Here is a 19,010-nt window from a genome sequence, read left to right as displayed (position 1 = left end):
TATCAAAGGCTTAGTGAGCTATTTCTAGCTCACACAGTGATGGGATTAAATTGGTGTGTTATACCAGCTATCTAACTTAATACGAAGTTTATCAACGCCTATTTTTTTCAGTGCTGAGAAATATTCAACTTCAATATCCCCCTCAAGTGGTGCAAGAGCTTGACGCACTTCCGTCAGCTGTTTTTTTCTCGCGCCAGAGGCAAGTTTGTCCGCCTTAGTCAGTAAAACGAGGACTGGTACACTCATTGCAACAGACCATTCTATCATTTGCATATCAAGATCTTTCAATGGGTGGCGAATATCCATTAGCACCACAAGCCCTTTAATACATTCCCGCTTTTGTAAGTATTCACCGAGCGCTTGTTGCCATTTGCGTTTCATTTCTTCGGGAACTTCGGCATAACCATAACCGGGAAGGTCAACAAGGCGAATGCCTTCCTCAACTTCAAATAGGTTGATTAGCTGAGTTCTTCCTGGGGTTTTACTGGTGCGTGCTAAACCTTTTTGTTGAGTTAATGCGTTTAAAGCGCTTGATTTACCCGCATTTGAGCGGCCAGCAAAAGCAACCTCGATACCGGTATCTTTTGGTAAATGCCGAATATCCGGTGCACTGATGACAAATTTTGCCATCTGGTAGTTATGATTCTTAATTGCCATTTGTCGTTCTCCCTGAGTTAGCCTCAAAAGGCTGGGGGATTATAGCTTTGCTTACGCCATCCCGACAACTTGAAATATCCCTTGTATTGATTTTACTGACTTAATAGTGAAATGCTTTACCTTTAGCGTGATATAAATCGTAAAATCTAGCTAATTAATAAATAATCATTATCTGTGAAGTTTTTTGTCTAAATTAGTCTACAATTTAACATGCTTGGTAGGTTTGACCGTTTTTGGCGTAAATATAGGTAAATCTTCAGCAATCTTGCTAGCTTCGCTCTAAAATTGCTTGATTGTAGTTGTAATGAGTCACAATGAAAGGGATCTTACATGTTAAAACGAATTTTTGTGCCAATTTTGGCCATTTGCGCAATTAGCGCGTCCTCTTTTGCATTATCGGCGGGTGAGACTTATGTTAAATTGGTCACTTCAGCGGGTGATATTGAATTAGAACTGAATGGTAAGAAAGCCCCTGTTTCGACAGAAAACTTTGTTCAATATGTTAATGAAGGTTATTACAACGGAACCACTTTCCACCGTGTTATTCCTGGGTTTATGATCCAAGGCGGTGGCTTTAATAAAGATTTGCAGCAAAAACAAACTCGAGCGCCAATTAAAAATGAAGCAGATAACGGGCTACGTAACCTACGTGGCACCATCTCTATGGCTCGTACTGCAAATAAAGATAGCGCAACAAGCCAGTTCTTTATTAACGTTGCTGATAACGCGTTTTTAGACCATGGTCAACGTGACTTTGGTTATGCGGTTTTTGGTAAAGTGGTAAAAGGTATGGATGTAGCGGATAAAATCTCTAAAGTGAAAACAGAGAATGTTGGTCCGTATCAAAATGTTCCTGTTGAACCCGTTACTATCATTTCAGCAGAAGTGATTAAAAAGCCTTAATCTTATATACACAGTGGGTAGGTGAATTTACCTGCCCGCTTGAGTTGTAAATATCGGTTCTGTGACATGTTCTGATGCACCTTACTTGTGTTATCCACTAAAAGTTAATCCGATTTTTCTATTTTTTGAGGTGGCTTTTACTTCCTTGTATTTAAAGTAATTCTTAACTTCAATATCATTTTGTTATCGTAATGTAAATATAATTCCATGATTTTTATATGGAAAATTATTTCTGATAAAAGCATTCATTGACTTAAATAGGCTATTTTCTTGTCTTGGCTGTGCTATGATAGCCGACCTTATTATTTTTTAGCGTTTTTAATCATCGTTCTGATTGCCAAGACCTAAAAAATATGCATAAGAAAATAATATATAATGATAAAAATCAGTCGGATAGCCTAATATGCTTCTACTTATTGATAATTACGATTCATTTACCTACAACTTATACCAATACTTCTGTGAGTTAGGTGCTGAGGTTGTTGTAAAACGTAATGATGAAATTACCATCGAAGAAATTGAACAGCTTTCGCCTACCCATCTTGTGATTTCGCCTGGGCCATGTACGCCTGATGAGGCTGGTATCTCCCTTGAGGCAATAAAATATTTTGCGGGTAAACTCCCTATTTTGGGTATTTGCTTGGGGCATCAGGCGATTGGGCAAGCTTTTGGCGCATCAGTCGTTAAGGCTCGTCAAGTTATGCACGGCAAAACATCAGCAATCCATCATAATCACCAAGGTGTGTTTAAAGGTTTAAACCGTCCTTTGACTGTGACTCGTTACCATTCTTTAGTTATTGCAGCAGAGACACTTCCTGTTTCTTTTGATGTGTCAGCATGGTCATTAAATAACGGTGATGTTGATGAAATCATGGGAATACGGCACAAAACTTTACCTATAGAAGGTGTTCAATTCCACCCAGAAAGTATTCTAAGTGAACAAGGTCATGAATTACTGAATAATTTTCTGAAGTATTAGTTTGCGAATATCATTGATAACAAATTAATTATGCATATTTCTCCGTTAACTATTGCTCTTTTGTGATTTTTTATTCATATTTGATGATTATATTTTCATTTTAGCAGAGAGTAAGGGTAGGTGAGGGGTATGTCAGAACAACAATCAGTCAATCGGCAGACTTTTGATCAAGTTATGTTGCCTATTTTTTCACCCGCTGAGTTTATCCCAGTTAAAGGTGAAGGTAGCCGTGTTTGGGATCAGCAAGGTAAAGAATATATTGATTTTGCAGGGGGGATTGCCGTTCTTGCCCTTGGCCATTGCCATCCTAGCTTAGTGTCGGCAGTGCGTGAACAAAGCGAAAAACTGTGGCATGTCAGTAATATTTTTACCAATGAGCAAGCACTTAAGTTAGCGCAAAAATTAACTAGCGCTACTTTTGCTGACCGTGCATTTTTTGTTAATTCAGGCTCTGAAGCGAATGAAGCCGCATTTAAGTTAGCGCGTCGTTATGCCATCACCAAATATAATCCTTATAAAACTAAGATTATTGCATTTAAGCAAGCTTTCCATGGCAGAACATTATTTACGGTCTCTGTTGGTGGGCAAGCGAAATATGCAGATGGTTTTGGGCCAAAACCTGCCGATATCATCCATGTCCCTTTCAACGATCTTGAAGCAGTAAAAGCGGTTATAGATGAAAATACCTGTGCGGTAGTGCTTGAGCCTGTACAAGGTGAAGGTGGGGTGACCGCGGCAACATCTGCATTTTTACAAGGTGTACGTAAGCTGTGTGATGAAAATAATGCACTGTTAATTTTTGACGAAGTACAAAGTGGTATGGGGCGTACAGGGAAATTATTTTCATATATGCATTATGATGTGACCCCCGATATTTTAACCACGGCAAAAGCACTGGGGGGCGGCTTTCCTATTAGTGCTATGATCACCACAGAAGAAATTGCTAAAACAATGGAAGTTGGGTCTCACGGTACAACCTATGGTGGTAATCCATTGGCTTGTGCGGTAGGGAACGCGGCCTTTGATATTATTAATACTGAGGAAGTACTAAATGGTGTCGAAAAACGTCGTGAATTATTTATCGCTCATTTAAATAAACTGAATGATAAATACCACGTTTTTTCTGAGATCAGAGGAATGGGCTTATTAATTGGTGCTGAGTTAGACGGCAAACTATTGAACCGTTCGAAAGATATCCTGCAAGCCAGTGCAGTAGAAGGTTTAATGATGCTTAATGCGGGTGCTAATGTATTGCGGTTTACGCCGTCACTGATTATTTCTGAAGAAGAAATTAATAGCGGTATGGTGAAATTAGAGACAGCGATTGGGAAGTTGTTGAAATAACTAAGAGATAAGTTGCAGAATGATTTCTGCAACTTATTGAAAAGTTAAATTTTATAGCGTTTACTGAGTTGGTAATGGTATTTTTATTGCTTTTAATCGTGCTTGTAATTGCTCTTTTGAACTACTAATTGGTATTCCAGCCGCTAGGCATTGAACTTTATGTGTATGTGAATATTTTTTTACTCCTTTATTATTGGCTAAAGGGTATTTATTTTTTAGGGTCTCTTCTTTTTGAGCTGTTTTTCCCTCATTAACCTTAAGGGCTGATGTAAGGTTATTGTCTTCATTATCGGAGTGGTAGCCAGAAGATAACGAGGTGAGACTAATTGAGGCCATGGATAGCGCTTTGTTGGCAAGCTTTTCCTGTAGTGCTCTAATTTCATGATTTTTATTATTATTATCAATTCTTAAGTCTTGGACTAAACCTCTATAATCAAGGTTATCATTATCTAACTCTTCAATTGAATTATATAACAAGTCATTTTCTAATATTAAGTTTTTAATAATTCTATTGTTTTTTGTGTTTTCAGTTTCTAATTTTTTTTCTAATAGGTCATCAAAATCAAAGTCGTGAGACTCATTGTGGTAAATAGGTGTATTATCTTCATCGTAGGTAATGAAAGATTCACATATTATCGGTTTTTTCAGAGCTAAAATATTTTTTTCTAGAGCATTTTTATCCAATGTAATATTGTGAACTTTATTTTTTATATCTTTTAACTCATTACTCAATAAAATTTTTACTGAGTTTTGTATTTTAATTAATTTTTCAATTTTTTTATTTTTTCCTTCTATGTTATTTTTCATTGGTATTTCTTTTTCTAATGACACTAAGTATTTACTTTCTTTTTTTAAGTATGCAATTCCTCTTATTTTTGATTCATATCTTATGGCTGATTTCAGATCATCAATTTCGTTTTTTAGCTCTTCGCTTTTATTGGTCAATTTTTTATTTTTGTCTAATAAATCTAGGTAATGTTTAAGATAGCCTATTGTTTCATTTTGTTTCTCTATGATTTCATCTGTAGCTGGAATTTCACTAAAAAAATCATTCTTACCTAGTAAATTATCAATGGAGTTTTCTGTTTTATTTTTTAAATCCTTAATGAATTGTGGGATATTAAATGAATTATCTATAAGCTTATTTTCAAGGGAAGAAATTGTTTTTTTGTTTGAGTTTAATTTATTAAGTAAATTTAAATCACTTCCCTTTGAACCAGCTTCTGGTAAGCTAATATAGAATTTTGATTCCGTATTTTTTTTGTTAAAATGAAAAAATGAGAATGGATTATTTATTTTCAAATTTTTAATTTTTTGTGTAATAGTGGGTGTTTCTTTCTTAGCCCCAGTTGATGAGTTTTTTCTGTATAGTGAGCTAGTTATGGTGGTATCTAGGGGGGTGGTTTTCATAGTCATATCCTATATTAATATTAAAAAAGTAATTTGCTAAATAAATATTCATGCTTAATATTGAAATAATTAATTTATTCAATGCATTGATTTTATCTTATGGTATTATGATTTTACTAATAATGTATTATTAATAATTTGAATTAATAATGATCTTATATAAAATAGAGATGTTTTATTTAATGGTTTGTTTTTTTAATTCTTTCAATAAGTTATCGTTAATATGAATTTGGTTTTGTATTTCAAATATATTATCTTTAAGTGCCATCATTTCCATGGTTAGTCTTTTTTCTTTTTCAATGCTATTGCTTATTTTTATTAAGTCAGCGGTTTTAATTGAATTAACATTTCTATTAAAGTGATTTTTTCGTGGTTTATAGTCTAATGGCATAGATTTGTTAGATAGTTTGTAATGTTGCATGATATATTGTGTTCTTAATACTGAAGTTTTTGTTTGTTGTATATTTCCCTTGAATTCAAAAGTGCTTTTAGGTAGAGGAATGTATTTGGAATTATCTTGATTATTATCAGCAACTTTATAGTACACATATTTAAACTTTTTCTGAGAGGAATTCTTTGTTTTTTGTTTCATTGGTTCCAAAGGTAAATCAATATTATTGGTATTTTTTTTGTTTGTTCTGGTTATTAAAGGGGTTTTAGTGCTATTTTTATTTTCTAGTTGCTTAGGATGATGGTGATTTTTTATGATTTCGTTTTTTATTTCTGAGTTTTTGATGTTAATCCCTGGAGTTTTAACGTACCGATACAAAAAATCAGCATATTTATGAATTTCTTTATCAGCACTATTAAAATCCTCAAAAACTGTTTGGTTTTCTGTTATTAGTGAGTCTGCATCTTGTTCATTATAAAAAGTAGATGTATAAAATTTATACAATCGGACTTTCAATTGATTAACTTTATGCTTAAATTCGTCAGCGCTCAATAATTTAGTATTATTTATACTTTCTGAATCACTTTCATAAGCTGAGTCAATGCTTTCTAGGCTATAAGCATCTGATAGTTTAGATTGTTGCTGAGTGGATAAGGGCTCTTTTCTCGATGAGGCAGTCACAGCAAAGATTTTCTTTATAAAATCATCGGAATTGCTAATGTTTTTAAAAAGTTCGGAATGGCCTGACAAATTGCTAAGTGTAATTTTCATAAATATAACCCTACTTAATATTATGATTATTATTTTATAGAGAGCTAAATAGATAAAATATAAAGAAACGATACTCATTAATATAAGCATATAAATATGTTGCTATAATTAAACTGAAATAGCTTTATATCGACGATATAAAGCTATTTTAAATTGCATGCCTCGCCAAGAGAGCGAGGCTGAAAGGTTAATTAACGTGTACCGTAAACAACGATGGTTTTACCGTGTGCAGAGATCAAGTTTTGATCTTCCAGCATTTTTAAAATACGGCCAACAGTTTCACGGGAACAACCGACAATTTGGCCAATTTCCTGACGGGTAATTTTGATTTGCATACCGTCTGGGTGGGTCATTGCGTCAGGTTGTTTCGCTAGATTCAATAGGGTTTGAGCGATACGGCCTGTGACATCTAAGAAGGCAAGGTTGCCGACTTTTTCTGATGTTGTTTGTAAACGACTGGCCATTTGCGCTGAGAGACGCATTAAAATATCAGGGTTAACCTGAATCAATTGACGGAATTTTTTGTAAGAAATTTCAGCAACTTCGCAAGCGATTTTAGCTCTCACCCACGCAGTACGTTCTTGCCCTTCTTCAAATAACCCCAGTTCACCAATGAAATCCCCTTGATTCAGGTAAGAGAGGATCATTTCTTTGCCTTCTTCATCTTTAATTAAAACAGCCACTGAACCTTTAACGATATAGTAAAGGGTTTCTGCTTTCTCACCCTGATGGATCAGTGTGCTCTTGGATGGATACTTATGAATATGGCAGTGTGACAAAAACCATTCAAGAGTAGGGTCTGTTTGTGGCTTGCCGAGAACCATTAGCGTTATCCTCTGTATGTTATTGCAGCCATCCGGAAAAGCTTACCAGAAAGGCTGGCTTTAAAGTCACTAGCTTAGCATATTAATTTGCCTTATATACCCTAAATAATGTGAAGAGCTGAATAACTTCAGCGCATTCGATAGGCTAGGGTAAACAAATTGATATCAACACTATAATATAATCAATTAAACCGCTGAGTTTTGATCTTAGTCCTATCAACTAAGTATTGTTTGTAGCATATCCAATGAAGAAAGTCTCCCCTGTATCGCTTCAGCCTAATAAAGCTGATATAACATTCATTATATCTATGGAACAATGTAGCCTTTAAACCGATTTCATTTCAAGGGGAATAAAATGGAAGCAAGAGTAAAATGGGTAGAAGGACTTTCCTTTCTAGGTGAGTCAGCTTCAGGGCATCAAGTCATGATGGATGGTAATGCAGGTGATAAAGCACCTAGCCCAATGGAAATGGTGCTAATGGCGGCAGGTGGATGTAGTGCAATAGATGTCGTTTCAATTTTACAAAAAGGGCGAAATGATATTACTGATTGTGAAGTTAAATTAACATCGCAGCGCCGTGAAGAAGCTCCACGTTATTTTGTTAAAATACATTTGCATTTTATCGTAACAGGAAATGAATTAACGGAAAAAACGGTTGAAAGAGCTGTTCAGCTCTCGGCTGAAAAATATTGCTCAGTGGCACTGATGCTAGAAAAAACGGTTGAAGTCACTCATAGCTTTGAAATAAAAAATTAAAAATAAATTTATTTTTTATATTAAAATTTTAATAAAAAGATGCTTACCTTAATTAATGGTAAGCGTCTTACTTATTATTTGAGAAATAATTTAACTGTTTTTCTGATTAATTAACTTTTCAACTAATGGCATCATGATCAATTCCATTGCTAGACCGAGTTTTCCTCCGGGTACGACAATGGTATTCATAGCCGAAATAAAAGAACCGCAGATCATTGAAAGCAAATAGGGGAAATCGATGTGTTCGAGCCCTCTAAAGCGGATCACAATAAAACTTTCATCTTGTGAAGGGATAGTTTTGGCTGAAAATGGGTTGGAGGTGTCTACAGTCGGAACTCGTTGGAAGTTGATATGAGTACGCGAAAACTGAGGGGTAATGTAGTTGATATAGTCCCCCATTGAACGCACAACAGAGTCCATAACCGCTTCACGGGAATGGCCCCTTTCGGTCGTATCACGAACCAACTTTTGAATCCATTCAAGATTGACAATCGGGACAACGCCAACAAGTAAATCAACATGTTGCGCTACATTATGCTCAGGTGTAACAACCCCACCATGCAGACCCTCGTAGAATAACACATCAGTTTTTTCAGGGAGTGGTTCCCAAGGTGTAAAAGTACCTGGTTGTAGACCGTACGGAACCGCTTCATCATAGGTATGTAGGTATTTTCGTGATTGTCCACAACCTGTTTTTGCATAATCAATTAAAGTTTGTTCTAGCAAAGCAAAGTCATTCGCTTCAGGACCAAAATAACTGATATGCCGACCTTGTTCTCTCGCCTTGCGGATAGCCATGTCCATTTCAGGCCGCGTGTAACGATGAAAGCTGTCCCCTTCTAATGTAGCTGGTTGGATATTGAGTTGGTGGAAAACTTTACGGAATGCTTGGCTAGTTGAGGTCGTGCCTGCACCACTGGAACCGGTGATAGCAATAATCGGATGTTTTTTGGACATAGCGAACTCCCTGTGTTGCGCTTATGTCCACTATGGCAAAATAGCGAACAAAGCGGGTTAGCGGGTTTTAGGCATGAAATTAACCGACTCATGCAATTCAGACCAGACTAGCACAATTTCGCCAGAAACTAACTGCCGTTTCACATCATTAACTTTGTCTTGTAAGCTTTTCTCATGTGCCCCATAGTCAGTTCCTTCTCGTAAAACATAGCTTTCGATGAGGCTTTCCAGTGCTTCTGGAGATAACTCACGCCAAGGGATAATCATGGGTTTTCCTTATTTAAATAAGGGGTTAACCATTGCGGAATTCGAGTTTCTAGCCACATTTGCGGTTTTCTAAAGGTCCCGCTGACAAAACCAACGTGCCCGCCATGTTCTGTCATTTGATATTCCACATTATGGGGAAGAAAAGATAAATCAGGAACAACCTCAGGAGCCATAAATGGATCATCTTTGGCGTGAATAATTAATGTTGGTTTAGTAATGTGAGCCAATTTAGGTAATGCACTGCATTTCTGATAGTAATCTGAGGCATCATCAAAACCGTGGATACGTGCAGTGATAACATCATCAAAATCACGAATGCGTTTAACTTGCTTAAGCTGCAATAAATTCAGTGGTAATGACCCAGGATAGCGTACGAGTTTACGAGTTGCGTTACGTTTTAAGCCATTTAATAAATAGCGTTGATAAAACTGGGAAATGCCTTTTTCCATTCGTAGGGAGCAAGCCTCTAACATTAATGGGGCAGATACAACCACTCCCGCATCTAAATCCGCATTTTGACCACTTTCAGCCAAGTAACAAGCCAACATATTCCCACCAAGGGAATACCCCACAGCAGCCGTTGGCGTATCACCAAAAGTTTGTTTTAACCAGCGTAAGAAGTAGCGAGCATCATCGGTTTCACCTGAATGATAAATACGCTGTTGGCGATTGGGTTCGCCGCTACACCCACGAAAGTGCATGACAACGCCCAGCCAGTCGTGTTTTTCCGCTGTTTCTAACATTCCATGAGCGTAAGGGCTCTTAAAATTACCTTCTAACCCATGAAAAATGACTAAGCGTGGTTTATGAGCCGCAAGCTCAGGTTTTTCACTCCATGCGAGATCAATAAAATCACCGTCAGGCAATTCAAGTCGCTGCCAAATAGGTTTAATTTTCGGGGTTCTACGAAAAATCCTAGGCAGTAGAGTTTGGAGGTGTGGATTTTTAGCCCAACTGATTGGACGAAAGTTTTCAGACATAACCTTATTTTTATTTAATAGGAGCTCTTGTGAGTCACATAACATACTGTTATTTTTTTGTGATGCAAGTAAACAAATTTGGGTTTGAGGATTAAATTATAAATGACACTGGGGCTGATCTTTTCTCTTTTTACATTTCTATTCATTGCAGCAGTCACACCCGGCCCTAATAATATGTTGCTAACATCAAGTGCGGCAAACTACGGTTTTCGTCATGCGATTACATTATGCTTAGGTATTATGCTAGGTATGCAATCGATACTTTACCTCTCAGCATTTGGTATTGCTGCACTTTTATTGCTCTATCCTGCGATTCATATTGCCTTAAAAGTGGTGGGCAGTGTGTATCTTCTCTGGCTGGCATGGAAAACAGCAACAGCTAATTATGCACCAATTAAGACGGATAGCGAAGTGGGGAAAAGCGTAACATGGTATCAGGGGGGCTTATTACAATTTCTAAACCCTAAAGCTTGGATGATGGGACTAGGGGCAGTTGGTGGCTTTAGCCTGCCTGGTGAGTTATTCAGCCAATCTATTTTAGTCATGAGCGTGGCATTTGTAATCGTCAACTTAGTGGCAGGTTTGATTTGGATGGGCTTTGGCTCATTGATTAGCTTATTTTTACGTAGTCGCCAAGCTTGGTTTATCTTTAATTTAGCGATGGGGCTGCTAACTGCGCTGTGTGTCCCATTGATTTGGTTGGAATAGCGTTTTTTATTGATTGAAAAAAGCAGCCCTAAGAGCTGCTTTTTGTTTAGGGCATGATTAACTTAAATCTACGCCTTTACTACCAAACAGGTAGGTAAATAGGAAGCCGCACACATAGGAAACCAATACTCCCCCCGCGTACACAGCCATCCCGGCGAGGACACCTTGACCGGATGTCATTAATGGAATGGCAATTAACCCAGATGGCCCAAACACAGTATTTAAACCGACAGGTAACCCCATCCACGCGACGGCCCCGATAAAGAAACCACCAGCTGCGCCACCTAAACAGGCGGTGACAAACGGTTTGACGCGCGGGAGTGTGACACCATAAATCAGCGGCTCACCGATCCCTAAGAAACCGGGGAACAGGGCGCCACCAATTTGCCCACGGGTGACTGAACCTTTTTTCGCTTTCACATACAAGGCGAGGGCTGCACCCACTTGACCAGCACCCGCCATTGCCAATATCGGAAATAGTGAGTTAAACCCTTGTGCATCAACGAGGGCAACGTAGACAGGAATAAACCCTTGATGAACACCAAACATCACGGCGATTAAGAACACCCCAGCCAAAATAGCTGTTCCAATAGGATTGCCATTTAAGTGCATGAATAACCAAGACATTCCATCAAACAGCCAAACACCAATCGGCATGATAAAGATAAAGGTTGCTGCGCCCACAATTAACAGAGTTATGGTTGAGGTTAAAATAATATCAAGGCTGGATGGGATAATTTTGCGAACTTGTTTTTCAACCCATGCCCCAAAAATACAGGCAATTAAAATTCCAATGATGTTGCCTCGAGGGTCAATGTGCCAGCCGAAGAAGTTTGACATCCCCGAATAAAAGCCTTTTGTTGCTTCTGGGTCGTAACCTAAAATAAATAAAGCGGCAATAATGGCACCATTAACGCCACTACCTCCAAAGGCTTTTTGGGCATTATAGCCAATTAATAGTCCCATAAAGGTAAATAAACCTTTGCCGAATATCGCGAGATAGGCAATGGCACTTTTTAACCAGCCCAACTGTTGGGAGTCCGGTGGAAATAAGTTTTCATTGGCGACTAACAACCCAAGCAATGAGGCTATCCCCATCAAAAGACCCGCTCCGATGAATCCTGGAATCAATGGGGTAAATATGGTAGCGAATTTTGAGAGAAAGCGGTGTACTGCGCTAGTTTGTTTCTTTTTTAACTGCTGTTTATTAGCAGAAGCAATTTGGTTAAGGTCTTGGGTCTGATGAGAAGACTCGTCGATATCATCTTCAGCATCTTCTAGCATTTGGTTCATTAAGTCCGCGGCAGTTTGGGCTTTACCGGGGCCCAGAACAATTTGCAGTTGTTCATCACTTTCGATAACGCCAAGCACACCTGCGATTTGTTTTAGTGCGGCTTTATCGACTAATTGATCATTATTGAGTGTGAGTCGTAAACGGGTCATACAGTTACCCGCTAATTTAATATTGCGACGACCCCCAACCTGTTGCAGGATCTGCTGCATCATTTCTATTGTTATTTTAGCCATACCATTTATCTCATTAAAATCCGCGAATTAGGCGGAAGGTGCCATATTGAGTGCTGTACGAATAAAACCATGATTGTCCGAGAGTAGTTGACGTGCATCATCGGCATTCAGGCCGGTTAACACCATCAAAATGGCCGTTTTACAGTGCCTATCACATTGTTGAAGCGCGGTTTCTGCGGTTGCTCGGTCGCAGTCTGTTGCCTCCATGACAATCTTCGTTTGCCTTTCAATTAATTTGGCATTGGTGGCTTCTACATCGACCATCAAATTACCAAATACTTTTCCAATGCGGATCATCGCGCCAGTAGTGATCATATTCAGCACTAATTTCTGAGCGGTTCCCGCTTTCATGCGTGAAGAGCCTGTGACCACTTCTGCGCCCACAACAGGGGTGATAGCGATATCTGCTGCATTAGCGATAGGGCTATTTGGGTTACAGCTGATGGCAGCTGTGGTTGCACCAATCTTGTTTGCATAGGCTAACGCACCTAACACATATGGGGTACGCCCACTCGCAGCAATGCCAACGAGTATATCTTTTTCATTAAATTGAATATTTTTCAGGTCTTGCTCACCTAATTCGGGTTTATCTTCTGCATTTTCAACGGCACGGAAAATCGCTTGGTGGCCGCCTGCAATAAGCCCAACGACTTGCTCATGGGGGGTACCGTACGTTGGTGGGCACTCGCTGGCATCAAGTATTCCTAAACGCCCTGATGTTCCTGCTCCCGAGTAAATTAACCGCCCGCCGTTTAGAAATGCGTCTGCGACCTTATCAACCAATTGTGCAATTTCAGGAAGAACTTTCTCGACTGCCAAAGGGACTTGTTTGTCTTCGTTGTTAATCACTTGCAGCATTTGCAAGGTCGGTAGTTGGTCAATATGCGTACTCGCCGCATTGCGGCTTTCCGTTACCATTTTGCTTAAATCGATAGCCATAAAAAATTGCTCCTAAATCCATAATTGGATTAATATTAAGGAATTATTTATTCCAATGGTGTGATTGGAATCACGGTGTTATCTATTCTAACTTGCGAATATAAAAGAATATTTTGTTATTTTTTTAATGGCTTTAAATTGTATATGATTGAATTATAGTTATTATTTTTGATTCATCAGCGAATTAAAAGAGGAATAATTTATTATTATTTTATTTTTATGAACCCTGATATAGCGATTATCAGCTGAGGTTGTCATGACATTATTGGATATCATTACTTATTCATTACCGCGATTAGCCGAAAATCAACGTAAAATTGCACAATTTATTATTGAAAATCCGGAAAACGTACTGAACTTATCTTCTCAACAATTGGCAGAAATCTTAGATGTGAGCCAATCAGCTATTGTTAAGTTTAGTCAAAAAGTTGGGGTAAAAGGCTACCCAGCGCTAAAACTGGCATTAAGTGAGATTATTGGGCGTCAACAGCTTAATGAAAGTGCCCCTCACGTGGCTTTGCATAACCGTATTGCACCGAATGATAACTTGATGGTGGTAGCTCAAAAATTAGCGATGGAAAAGAACCATTCCATCACGGAAACAACAAAATTAATTGATTTCAAGCAATTTGAAAAAATTGTCGAACGAATAGACCAATCTCAGCGAGTACAAATTGTTGGCATTGGTGGGTCAGGGCTGACGGCAAAGGACTTGAGCTACAAGTTACAAAAAATAGGTATTACGACACTCGTCGAGTCCGACCATCATGTGCAAATTGCCGCCGCTTTAACACTTAATGCCAATGACATACAGATAGTTATCTCTTTTACAGGTAAACGCAAAGACATGCTAACAGCGGCTAATATTGCACGTAAACAAGGAGCCTGTGTGGTTGCCATTACCCGGGACCGGCATTCACCTCTTGCACAAATTTCTGATTACATTCTTGAAAGTGTCGCAGAAGAAGATGAATGGCGTAGTTCTTCTATTTCATCGAGAACTGCTCAGAATACGCTGACCGATTTAATCTTTATGGCGCTATTACAAAGGCGAGAAGCCAAAGCAAAATCGCTAGTAATGAATGCAAGAGTTGTTATTAATAAATTAGATGAATAGCGTTGAAAAGGAAGAACGGGCTCATCGATAACTTTGCAAAAAATCCTTATTTACGTTAAGACTAACGATATAAGTATTTTAATTTTAACTAGTTTAAGAGGAATTATTGATGAGAGCACTCATTGTTTATACTGAGTTAACCGACGAAGATTCCGTTATCAGCCATGCCGTAGCAAGGCTTGCTAGTGAGCTTAATGATGAACACGTAGAGACCGTGATTATCCGCGATTTTGAAGATGGAATGGCATACATTCGCTCGAATACCAGCATTGATTGTTTGTTATATGGGCGTGATATGTCCGACAAACAAGAACAAACACAAGCACATCAATTAATTACTCAACTTCATCGCCGCCAAGAAGATGTCCCCGTTTTTTTATTGAGTGATCGCGAAGAAGCTTTAACGGCATTTGACCGAAAAATGATGGAACAAGTCGATGAGTTTGCATGGATTTTAGAAGATTCAGCTGATTTTATCGCAGGGCGCGTCCTCGCCGCTATTATTCGTTATCGTGCGCAATTATTGCCGCCACTGATGAAAAGCTTAATTAAATATAGCGATGTACATGAATACTCGTGGGCAGCACCGGGTCACCAAGGTGGCGTTGGTTTTACCAAAACCCCTGCGGGCCGCATTTATCATGATTTTTTTGGTGAAAATTTATTTCGTACTGATATTGGTATTGAACGCGTCGCAGTAGGCTCATTACTGGATCATACCGGTGCTTTTGGTGAGTGCGAAAAAAATGCAGCGCGTATTTTCGGGGCTGACCAATCTTATTCCGTGGTTGTGGGAACCTCGGGCTCCAATCGAACCATTATGCAAGCCTGTATGACTGATGAAGATGTGGTGGTAATCGACCGAAATTGCCATAAATCTATCGAACAAGGGCTGATCCTTACCGGAGCTAAGCCCGTATACATGACCCCGAGTCGTAACCGCTACGGAATTATTGGGCCAATTTACCCGACAGAGATGACGCCGGAAGCGATCACTGAAAAAATCGCTCAAAATCCACTAACATCGGATAAAATCGGCAAACGCCCAGCTTATAGCGTGGTAACCAATTGCACCTATGACGGTGTTTGCTACCATGCACGTAAGGTGCAAGATTTACTCGATAAATCCTTAGATAGAATCCATTTCGATGAGGCATGGTACGGTTATGCACGTTTTAACCCAATTTATCATGGCCATTTTGCCATGCGGGATGAACCACGAAATGGCGATGAACCGACCATCTTTGCTACACACTCCACTCATAAATTACTTAACGCGCTTTCCCAAGCCTCATTTATTCATATCCGAAATGGCCGTAATGCTATTGATTTCAATCGCTTTAATCAGGCTTATCATATGCATGCCACCACCTCACCGCTGTATGCGATTTGTGCCTCGAATGATATCGCAGCAGATATGATGGATGGTAATAGTGGGCGTTCTTTGACAGATGAAGTTATTCGTGAAGCTATCGATTTTCGCCAATCATTAGGTTACTTGTATAAAGAGTTTCTTAACGATGATGAATGGTTCTTTAAACCATGGAATCAGGAAATGGTGAAAGACCCTGCAACAGGTAAAGGTTATGCCTTTGAAGAAGCCCCTGTTGAATTGTTGATGAAAGAGCAAAGCTGCTGGGTAATGAATCCTGAAGATAAATGGCACGGTTTTAAGGATATCCCTGAAAACTGGGCGATGCTTGACCCAATTAAAGTCAGTATTTTGTCACCGGGAATGGGAGAGGATGGCAAACTGCTGGGTACAGGTGTACCCGCGGCACTAGTGACCGCGTGGCTAAATCATTATGGTATTGTGCCGACCCGCACCACTGACTTCCAGATTATGTTCTTGTTTTCTATGGGGATCACCAAAGGGAAGTGGGGGACTTTGGTCAATGCGCTGCTGTCTTTTAAACGCCACTATGACAATAATACTGGGCTGAAGAAGGTATTACCGGAAGTGGTGGAAACCGCTCCTGAGATTTATGGTCATATGGGGTTACGTGACTTAGGTGATAAAATGTTCACTTATCTGCAAAAAAATAACCCCGGAGGGCAACTGAACCAAGCTTATGAGCAACTGCCTGAAGTAATGATGAGCCCAAGGGATGCGTACCAAGAGATTGTCGCTAACCGTGTTGAAGCGGTGCCCCTTGATAAACTGGCAGGGCGCATTGCTGCTAACTCAATAATTCCGTATCCACCGGGTATCCCAATGTTGTTATCAGGTGAAAGCTTCGGTGATAAAAATAGTCCACATATCGGTTACTTGCATAGCTTGCAAGCGTGGGACAGTGAGTTCCCCGGTTTTGAACACGAAACCGAAGGGACTGAAATTATCGATGGGCAGTATTATGTGATGTGTGTGAAAGGATAAGATTCAACTATGATAAAAACGAAAAGCTATCAAAGATAGCTTTTCGTGATTTTAAGGAATTGTGATGTTTTATAACTAATTTATTTCAAACTCACTGGTCATGGTTTCTAACTGTTCTTGCAGCTCCATCCATTCCATTTCAACGTCTTCAAGTGCTGATTTGTGCTCAGTCTGCTTTTTCAAACATTCTGCCAAATCGGCTTTTTTATCTTGTTCATAGATAGCTGCATCAGAAAGTTTTGCCTCTAGCTCACTCAGGGCGTTGGAATGTTTATCCATCTGCTTTTCCAATTCCGTGATTTTTTTACGGATTGGCTGAGTCAGTTGACGGAACTCTGCTTCGCGGCGCTTTTGGTCTTTTCTATCTTGGGCGGTGACTGTTGAAGTTGCCGCAGGCTTATCTTTTTCTTGTTGATCTCGGACTTGCTGTAGTTCCAGCTTGTTTTGCTCGGCAAGCCATTGTTGGTAATCTTCTAAATCACCATCAAATTGCTCGACCGCGCCGCCGTGAACTAAATACAGCTCATCGGTAGTTGAGCGCAATAAATGCCTATCATGGGAAACCACCACTAAAGCCCCTTCAAATGCCATTAAGGCTTCTGTCAACGCTTGGCGCATGTCTAAATCCAAGTGGTTGGTTGGTTCATCGAGTAACAACAGATTCGGGCGCTGCCAAACAATCAACGCTAAGACTAAGCGTGCTTTTTCACCGCCAGAGAAACGGCCACTAGGGTCTGTCACTTGGTCACCCTTAAAGCCAAAACCGCCTAAATAGTCGCGTAACTGCTGCTCAGTTTGCTCAGGAGCCAAACGAGCTAGATGCTGCAAGGGCGATTCTTCAGGATGCAGATACTCTAATTGATGCTGAGCAAAGTAACCTAACTTAATACCTTTAGCGAGGGAGATCTCCCCTTGTAATGGTGGTAAATCGCCAGCTAGCATTTTAATTAAGGTGGATTTACCAGCACCATTACGGCCTAATAAACCAATACGTGAACCGGGCACTAAATTCAATTTTATCGATTGCAAAATGACTTTTTCGCCATAACCCGCACTGACTTTTTCCATCTTTAATAATGGATTAGGTAAGCTTTCAGGTTTGCGGAATGAAAAATGGAACGGGTTATCCACATGAGCGGGCGCCACCATTTCCATTTTTTCTAACATCTTAATACGGCTTTGCGCTTGCTTGGCCTTTGTCGCTTGCACTCTAAAACGGTCAATATAGCTTTGTAAATGAGCGGCTTTTGCTTGTTGGCTTTCATACAACGCTTGTTGTTGTGCTAATTTAGTTGCACGTTGGCGCTCAAAAGAAGAATAGTTGCCCGTGTATTCGAACAGGCTTTCTTGTTCTATATGCAGGACTTTATCAATAATTGGATCAAGGAAATCCCTATCATGGGAAATTAAAATTAATGTACCTTGGTAGCCTTTAAGCCACTTTTCTAACCAAATAACCGCATCTAAATCAAGGTGGTTAGTTGGTTCATCGAGTAGTAATAGGTCAGAACGGCAAAGTAGAGCCTGAGCGAGGTTCAAACGCATACGCCACCCACCAGAAAAAGATTTCACTGGTGAGTCTAATTGCGCTTGGCTAAAGCCTAAGCCGTGTAGCAAGCTGGATGCGCGAGAACGGATTGTCCATGCATCAATTGCATCGAGTTGCCCATGGATAACCGCAATGGCATGGCCATCATTTTTTTCATTGGCTTGTTGTAGTTTTTGTTCTAGGGCGCGGAACTCACGGTCACCGTCAATCACATACTCAAGGGCAGGGACATCAAGGGCAGGGGTTTCTTGGTTGACCCATGCCATAGACCAATTACTTGGGAAGGTTGCAGAACCTGCTTCAGCTTGTAATTCGCCTTTTAATAGTGCTAGAAGGGTCGATTTACCGCAGCCGTTTTTACCCACTAAACCAACTTTTTGGCCAGGGTTAATCGTCGCAGTGGCGTTATCCAGTAGGATACGAACACCTCGGCGAATTTGGAGTGAAGAGAAAACAATCATAGCAACCGTCTATTAAAAATATGTTAAATTATCAACGTATATACTCTAAATAATTCACGGTGCTGTTAGGCGACAAGCAAATGAGTCGCTAG

Annotated in this window: 17 protein-coding genes; 7 read left to right on the top strand and 10 right to left on the bottom strand. The window is 39.5% G+C overall.

Going from position 1 to position 19,010, the window contains the following annotated elements; genetic code table 11:
• Nucleotides 1-45: 45 nt before the first annotated feature.
• Entirely contained in the window at nt 46-657 is a 612-nt protein-coding gene (gene yihA / locus M1F14_RS01490) for a ribosome biogenesis GTP-binding protein YihA/YsxC (protein ID WP_042847624.1), read from the bottom strand.
• A 330-nt stretch (nt 658-987) separates the two neighbouring features.
• Between yihA and ppiA the strand changes: the two genes are divergently transcribed.
• From ppiA to M1F14_RS01475, 3 genes are all read left to right on the top strand, one after another.
• Nucleotides 988-1,560, top strand: a complete 573-nt coding sequence (ppiA, locus tag M1F14_RS01485) for a peptidylprolyl isomerase A (protein ID WP_042847622.1) — start codon at nt 988-990, stop codon at nt 1,558-1,560.
• Between the two features lie 403 nt (nt 1,561-1,963).
• Nucleotides 1,964-2,539, top strand: a complete 576-nt coding sequence (locus M1F14_RS01480) for an aminodeoxychorismate synthase component II (protein WP_042847620.1) — start codon at nt 1,964-1,966, stop codon at nt 2,537-2,539.
• Between the two features lie 129 nt (nt 2,540-2,668).
• Nucleotides 2,669-3,883 (top strand): aspartate aminotransferase family protein, encoded by a 1,215-nt coding sequence (locus M1F14_RS01475; protein ID WP_042847617.1) that lies wholly within the window; start codon nt 2,669-2,671, stop codon nt 3,881-3,883.
• Nucleotides 3,884-3,943: 60 nt separating this feature from the next.
• Here M1F14_RS01475 and M1F14_RS01470 read toward each other — a convergent pair whose 3' ends face one another.
• From M1F14_RS01470 to crp, 3 genes are all read right to left on the bottom strand, one after another.
• Nucleotides 3,944-5,293, bottom strand: a complete 1,350-nt coding sequence (locus M1F14_RS01470; protein WP_181469017.1) for a hypothetical protein — start codon at nt 5,291-5,293, stop codon at nt 3,944-3,946.
• 175 nt (nt 5,294-5,468) lie between these two features.
• Nucleotides 5,469-6,455: a hypothetical protein gene (locus M1F14_RS01465; RefSeq protein WP_181469019.1), complete on the bottom strand. Its 987-nt coding sequence runs from the start codon at nt 6,453-6,455 to the stop codon at nt 5,469-5,471.
• A 191-nt stretch (nt 6,456-6,646) separates the two neighbouring features.
• The gene (crp, locus tag M1F14_RS01460) at nt 6,647-7,279 is read right to left on the bottom strand and encodes a cAMP-activated global transcriptional regulator CRP (protein ID WP_004262556.1); all 633 of its coding nucleotides are present in this window, start codon (nt 7,277-7,279) and stop codon (nt 6,647-6,649) included.
• 355 nt (nt 7,280-7,634) lie between these two features.
• On the opposite strand from crp, the gene M1F14_RS01455 reads away from it, so the two are divergent.
• Nucleotides 7,635-8,036, top strand: a complete 402-nt coding sequence (locus tag M1F14_RS01455; RefSeq protein ID WP_042847613.1) for an OsmC family protein — start codon at nt 7,635-7,637, stop codon at nt 8,034-8,036.
• A gap of 90 nt (nt 8,037-8,126) precedes the next feature.
• Here the strand turns inward: M1F14_RS01455 and M1F14_RS01450 are convergent, their stop codons facing one another.
• Genes M1F14_RS01450 through M1F14_RS01440 form a run of 3 tightly spaced genes read right to left on the bottom strand, consistent with a single transcriptional unit; the run spans nt 8,127 to nt 10,240 of the window.
• Nucleotides 8,127-8,993: a phosphoribulokinase gene (locus M1F14_RS01450; protein WP_042847611.1), complete on the bottom strand. Its 867-nt coding sequence runs from the start codon at nt 8,991-8,993 to the stop codon at nt 8,127-8,129.
• 57 nt (nt 8,994-9,050) lie between these two features.
• Entirely contained in the window at nt 9,051-9,260 is a 210-nt protein-coding gene (locus tag M1F14_RS01445; RefSeq protein ID WP_034783253.1) for a YheU family protein, read from the bottom strand.
• Nucleotides 9,257-10,240 carry a hydrolase gene (locus M1F14_RS01440; RefSeq protein WP_042847799.1) on the bottom strand — a complete coding sequence of 328 codons (984 nt, stop codon included), beginning with the start codon at nt 10,238-10,240 and terminating at the stop codon, nt 9,257-9,259. The genes M1F14_RS01445 and M1F14_RS01440 overlap by 4 nt, the downstream gene beginning before the upstream one ends.
• 102 nt (nt 10,241-10,342) lie before the next feature.
• Here M1F14_RS01440 and M1F14_RS01435 point away from each other — a divergent pair, with 102 nt between their 5' ends.
• Complete coding sequence (locus tag M1F14_RS01435) at nt 10,343-10,948, top strand: LysE family translocator (protein ID WP_048605414.1); 606 nt, start codon at nt 10,343-10,345, stop codon at nt 10,946-10,948.
• Nucleotides 10,949-11,005: 57 nt separating this feature from the next.
• Here M1F14_RS01435 and murP read toward each other — a convergent pair whose 3' ends face one another.
• Together murP and murQ are read right to left on the bottom strand one after the other, a co-directional pair.
• Nucleotides 11,006-12,475, bottom strand: coding sequence for a PTS N-acetylmuramic acid transporter subunit IIBC (gene murP, locus M1F14_RS01430; RefSeq protein ID WP_042847605.1), 1,470 nt, complete (start codon nt 12,473-12,475; stop codon nt 11,006-11,008).
• Between the two features lie 27 nt (nt 12,476-12,502).
• The gene (murQ, locus tag M1F14_RS01425) at nt 12,503-13,414 is read right to left on the bottom strand and encodes an N-acetylmuramic acid 6-phosphate etherase (protein WP_042847603.1); all 912 of its coding nucleotides are present in this window, start codon (nt 13,412-13,414) and stop codon (nt 12,503-12,505) included.
• A 256-nt stretch (nt 13,415-13,670) separates the two neighbouring features.
• Between murQ and M1F14_RS01420 the strand changes: the two genes are divergently transcribed.
• Both M1F14_RS01420 and adiA read left to right on the top strand, forming a co-directional pair.
• A complete protein-coding gene (locus M1F14_RS01420; RefSeq protein ID WP_042847601.1) occupies nt 13,671-14,531 on the top strand; it encodes a MurR/RpiR family transcriptional regulator in 861 nt (286 codons plus the stop codon).
• A gap of 109 nt (nt 14,532-14,640) precedes the next feature.
• A complete protein-coding gene (gene adiA, locus M1F14_RS01415) occupies nt 14,641-16,908 on the top strand; it encodes an arginine decarboxylase (RefSeq protein WP_048605411.1) in 2,268 nt (755 codons plus the stop codon).
• A gap of 75 nt (nt 16,909-16,983) precedes the next feature.
• Here adiA and M1F14_RS01410 read toward each other — a convergent pair whose 3' ends face one another.
• The gene (locus tag M1F14_RS01410) at nt 16,984-18,918 is read right to left on the bottom strand and encodes an ABC transporter ATP-binding protein (protein WP_048605410.1); all 1,935 of its coding nucleotides are present in this window, start codon (nt 18,916-18,918) and stop codon (nt 16,984-16,986) included.
• Between the last annotated feature and the right edge of the window lie 92 nt (nt 18,919-19,010).

The sequence above is a fragment of the Providencia sp. PROV003 genome (genome assembly GCF_045040775.1).
Taxonomy (GTDB): Bacteria; Pseudomonadota; Gammaproteobacteria; order Enterobacterales; family Enterobacteriaceae; genus Providencia; species Providencia huashanensis.
The sequence above is the reverse complement of the archived record's forward strand: the minus strand, read 5'-3'. Positions and strand labels throughout refer to the sequence as shown.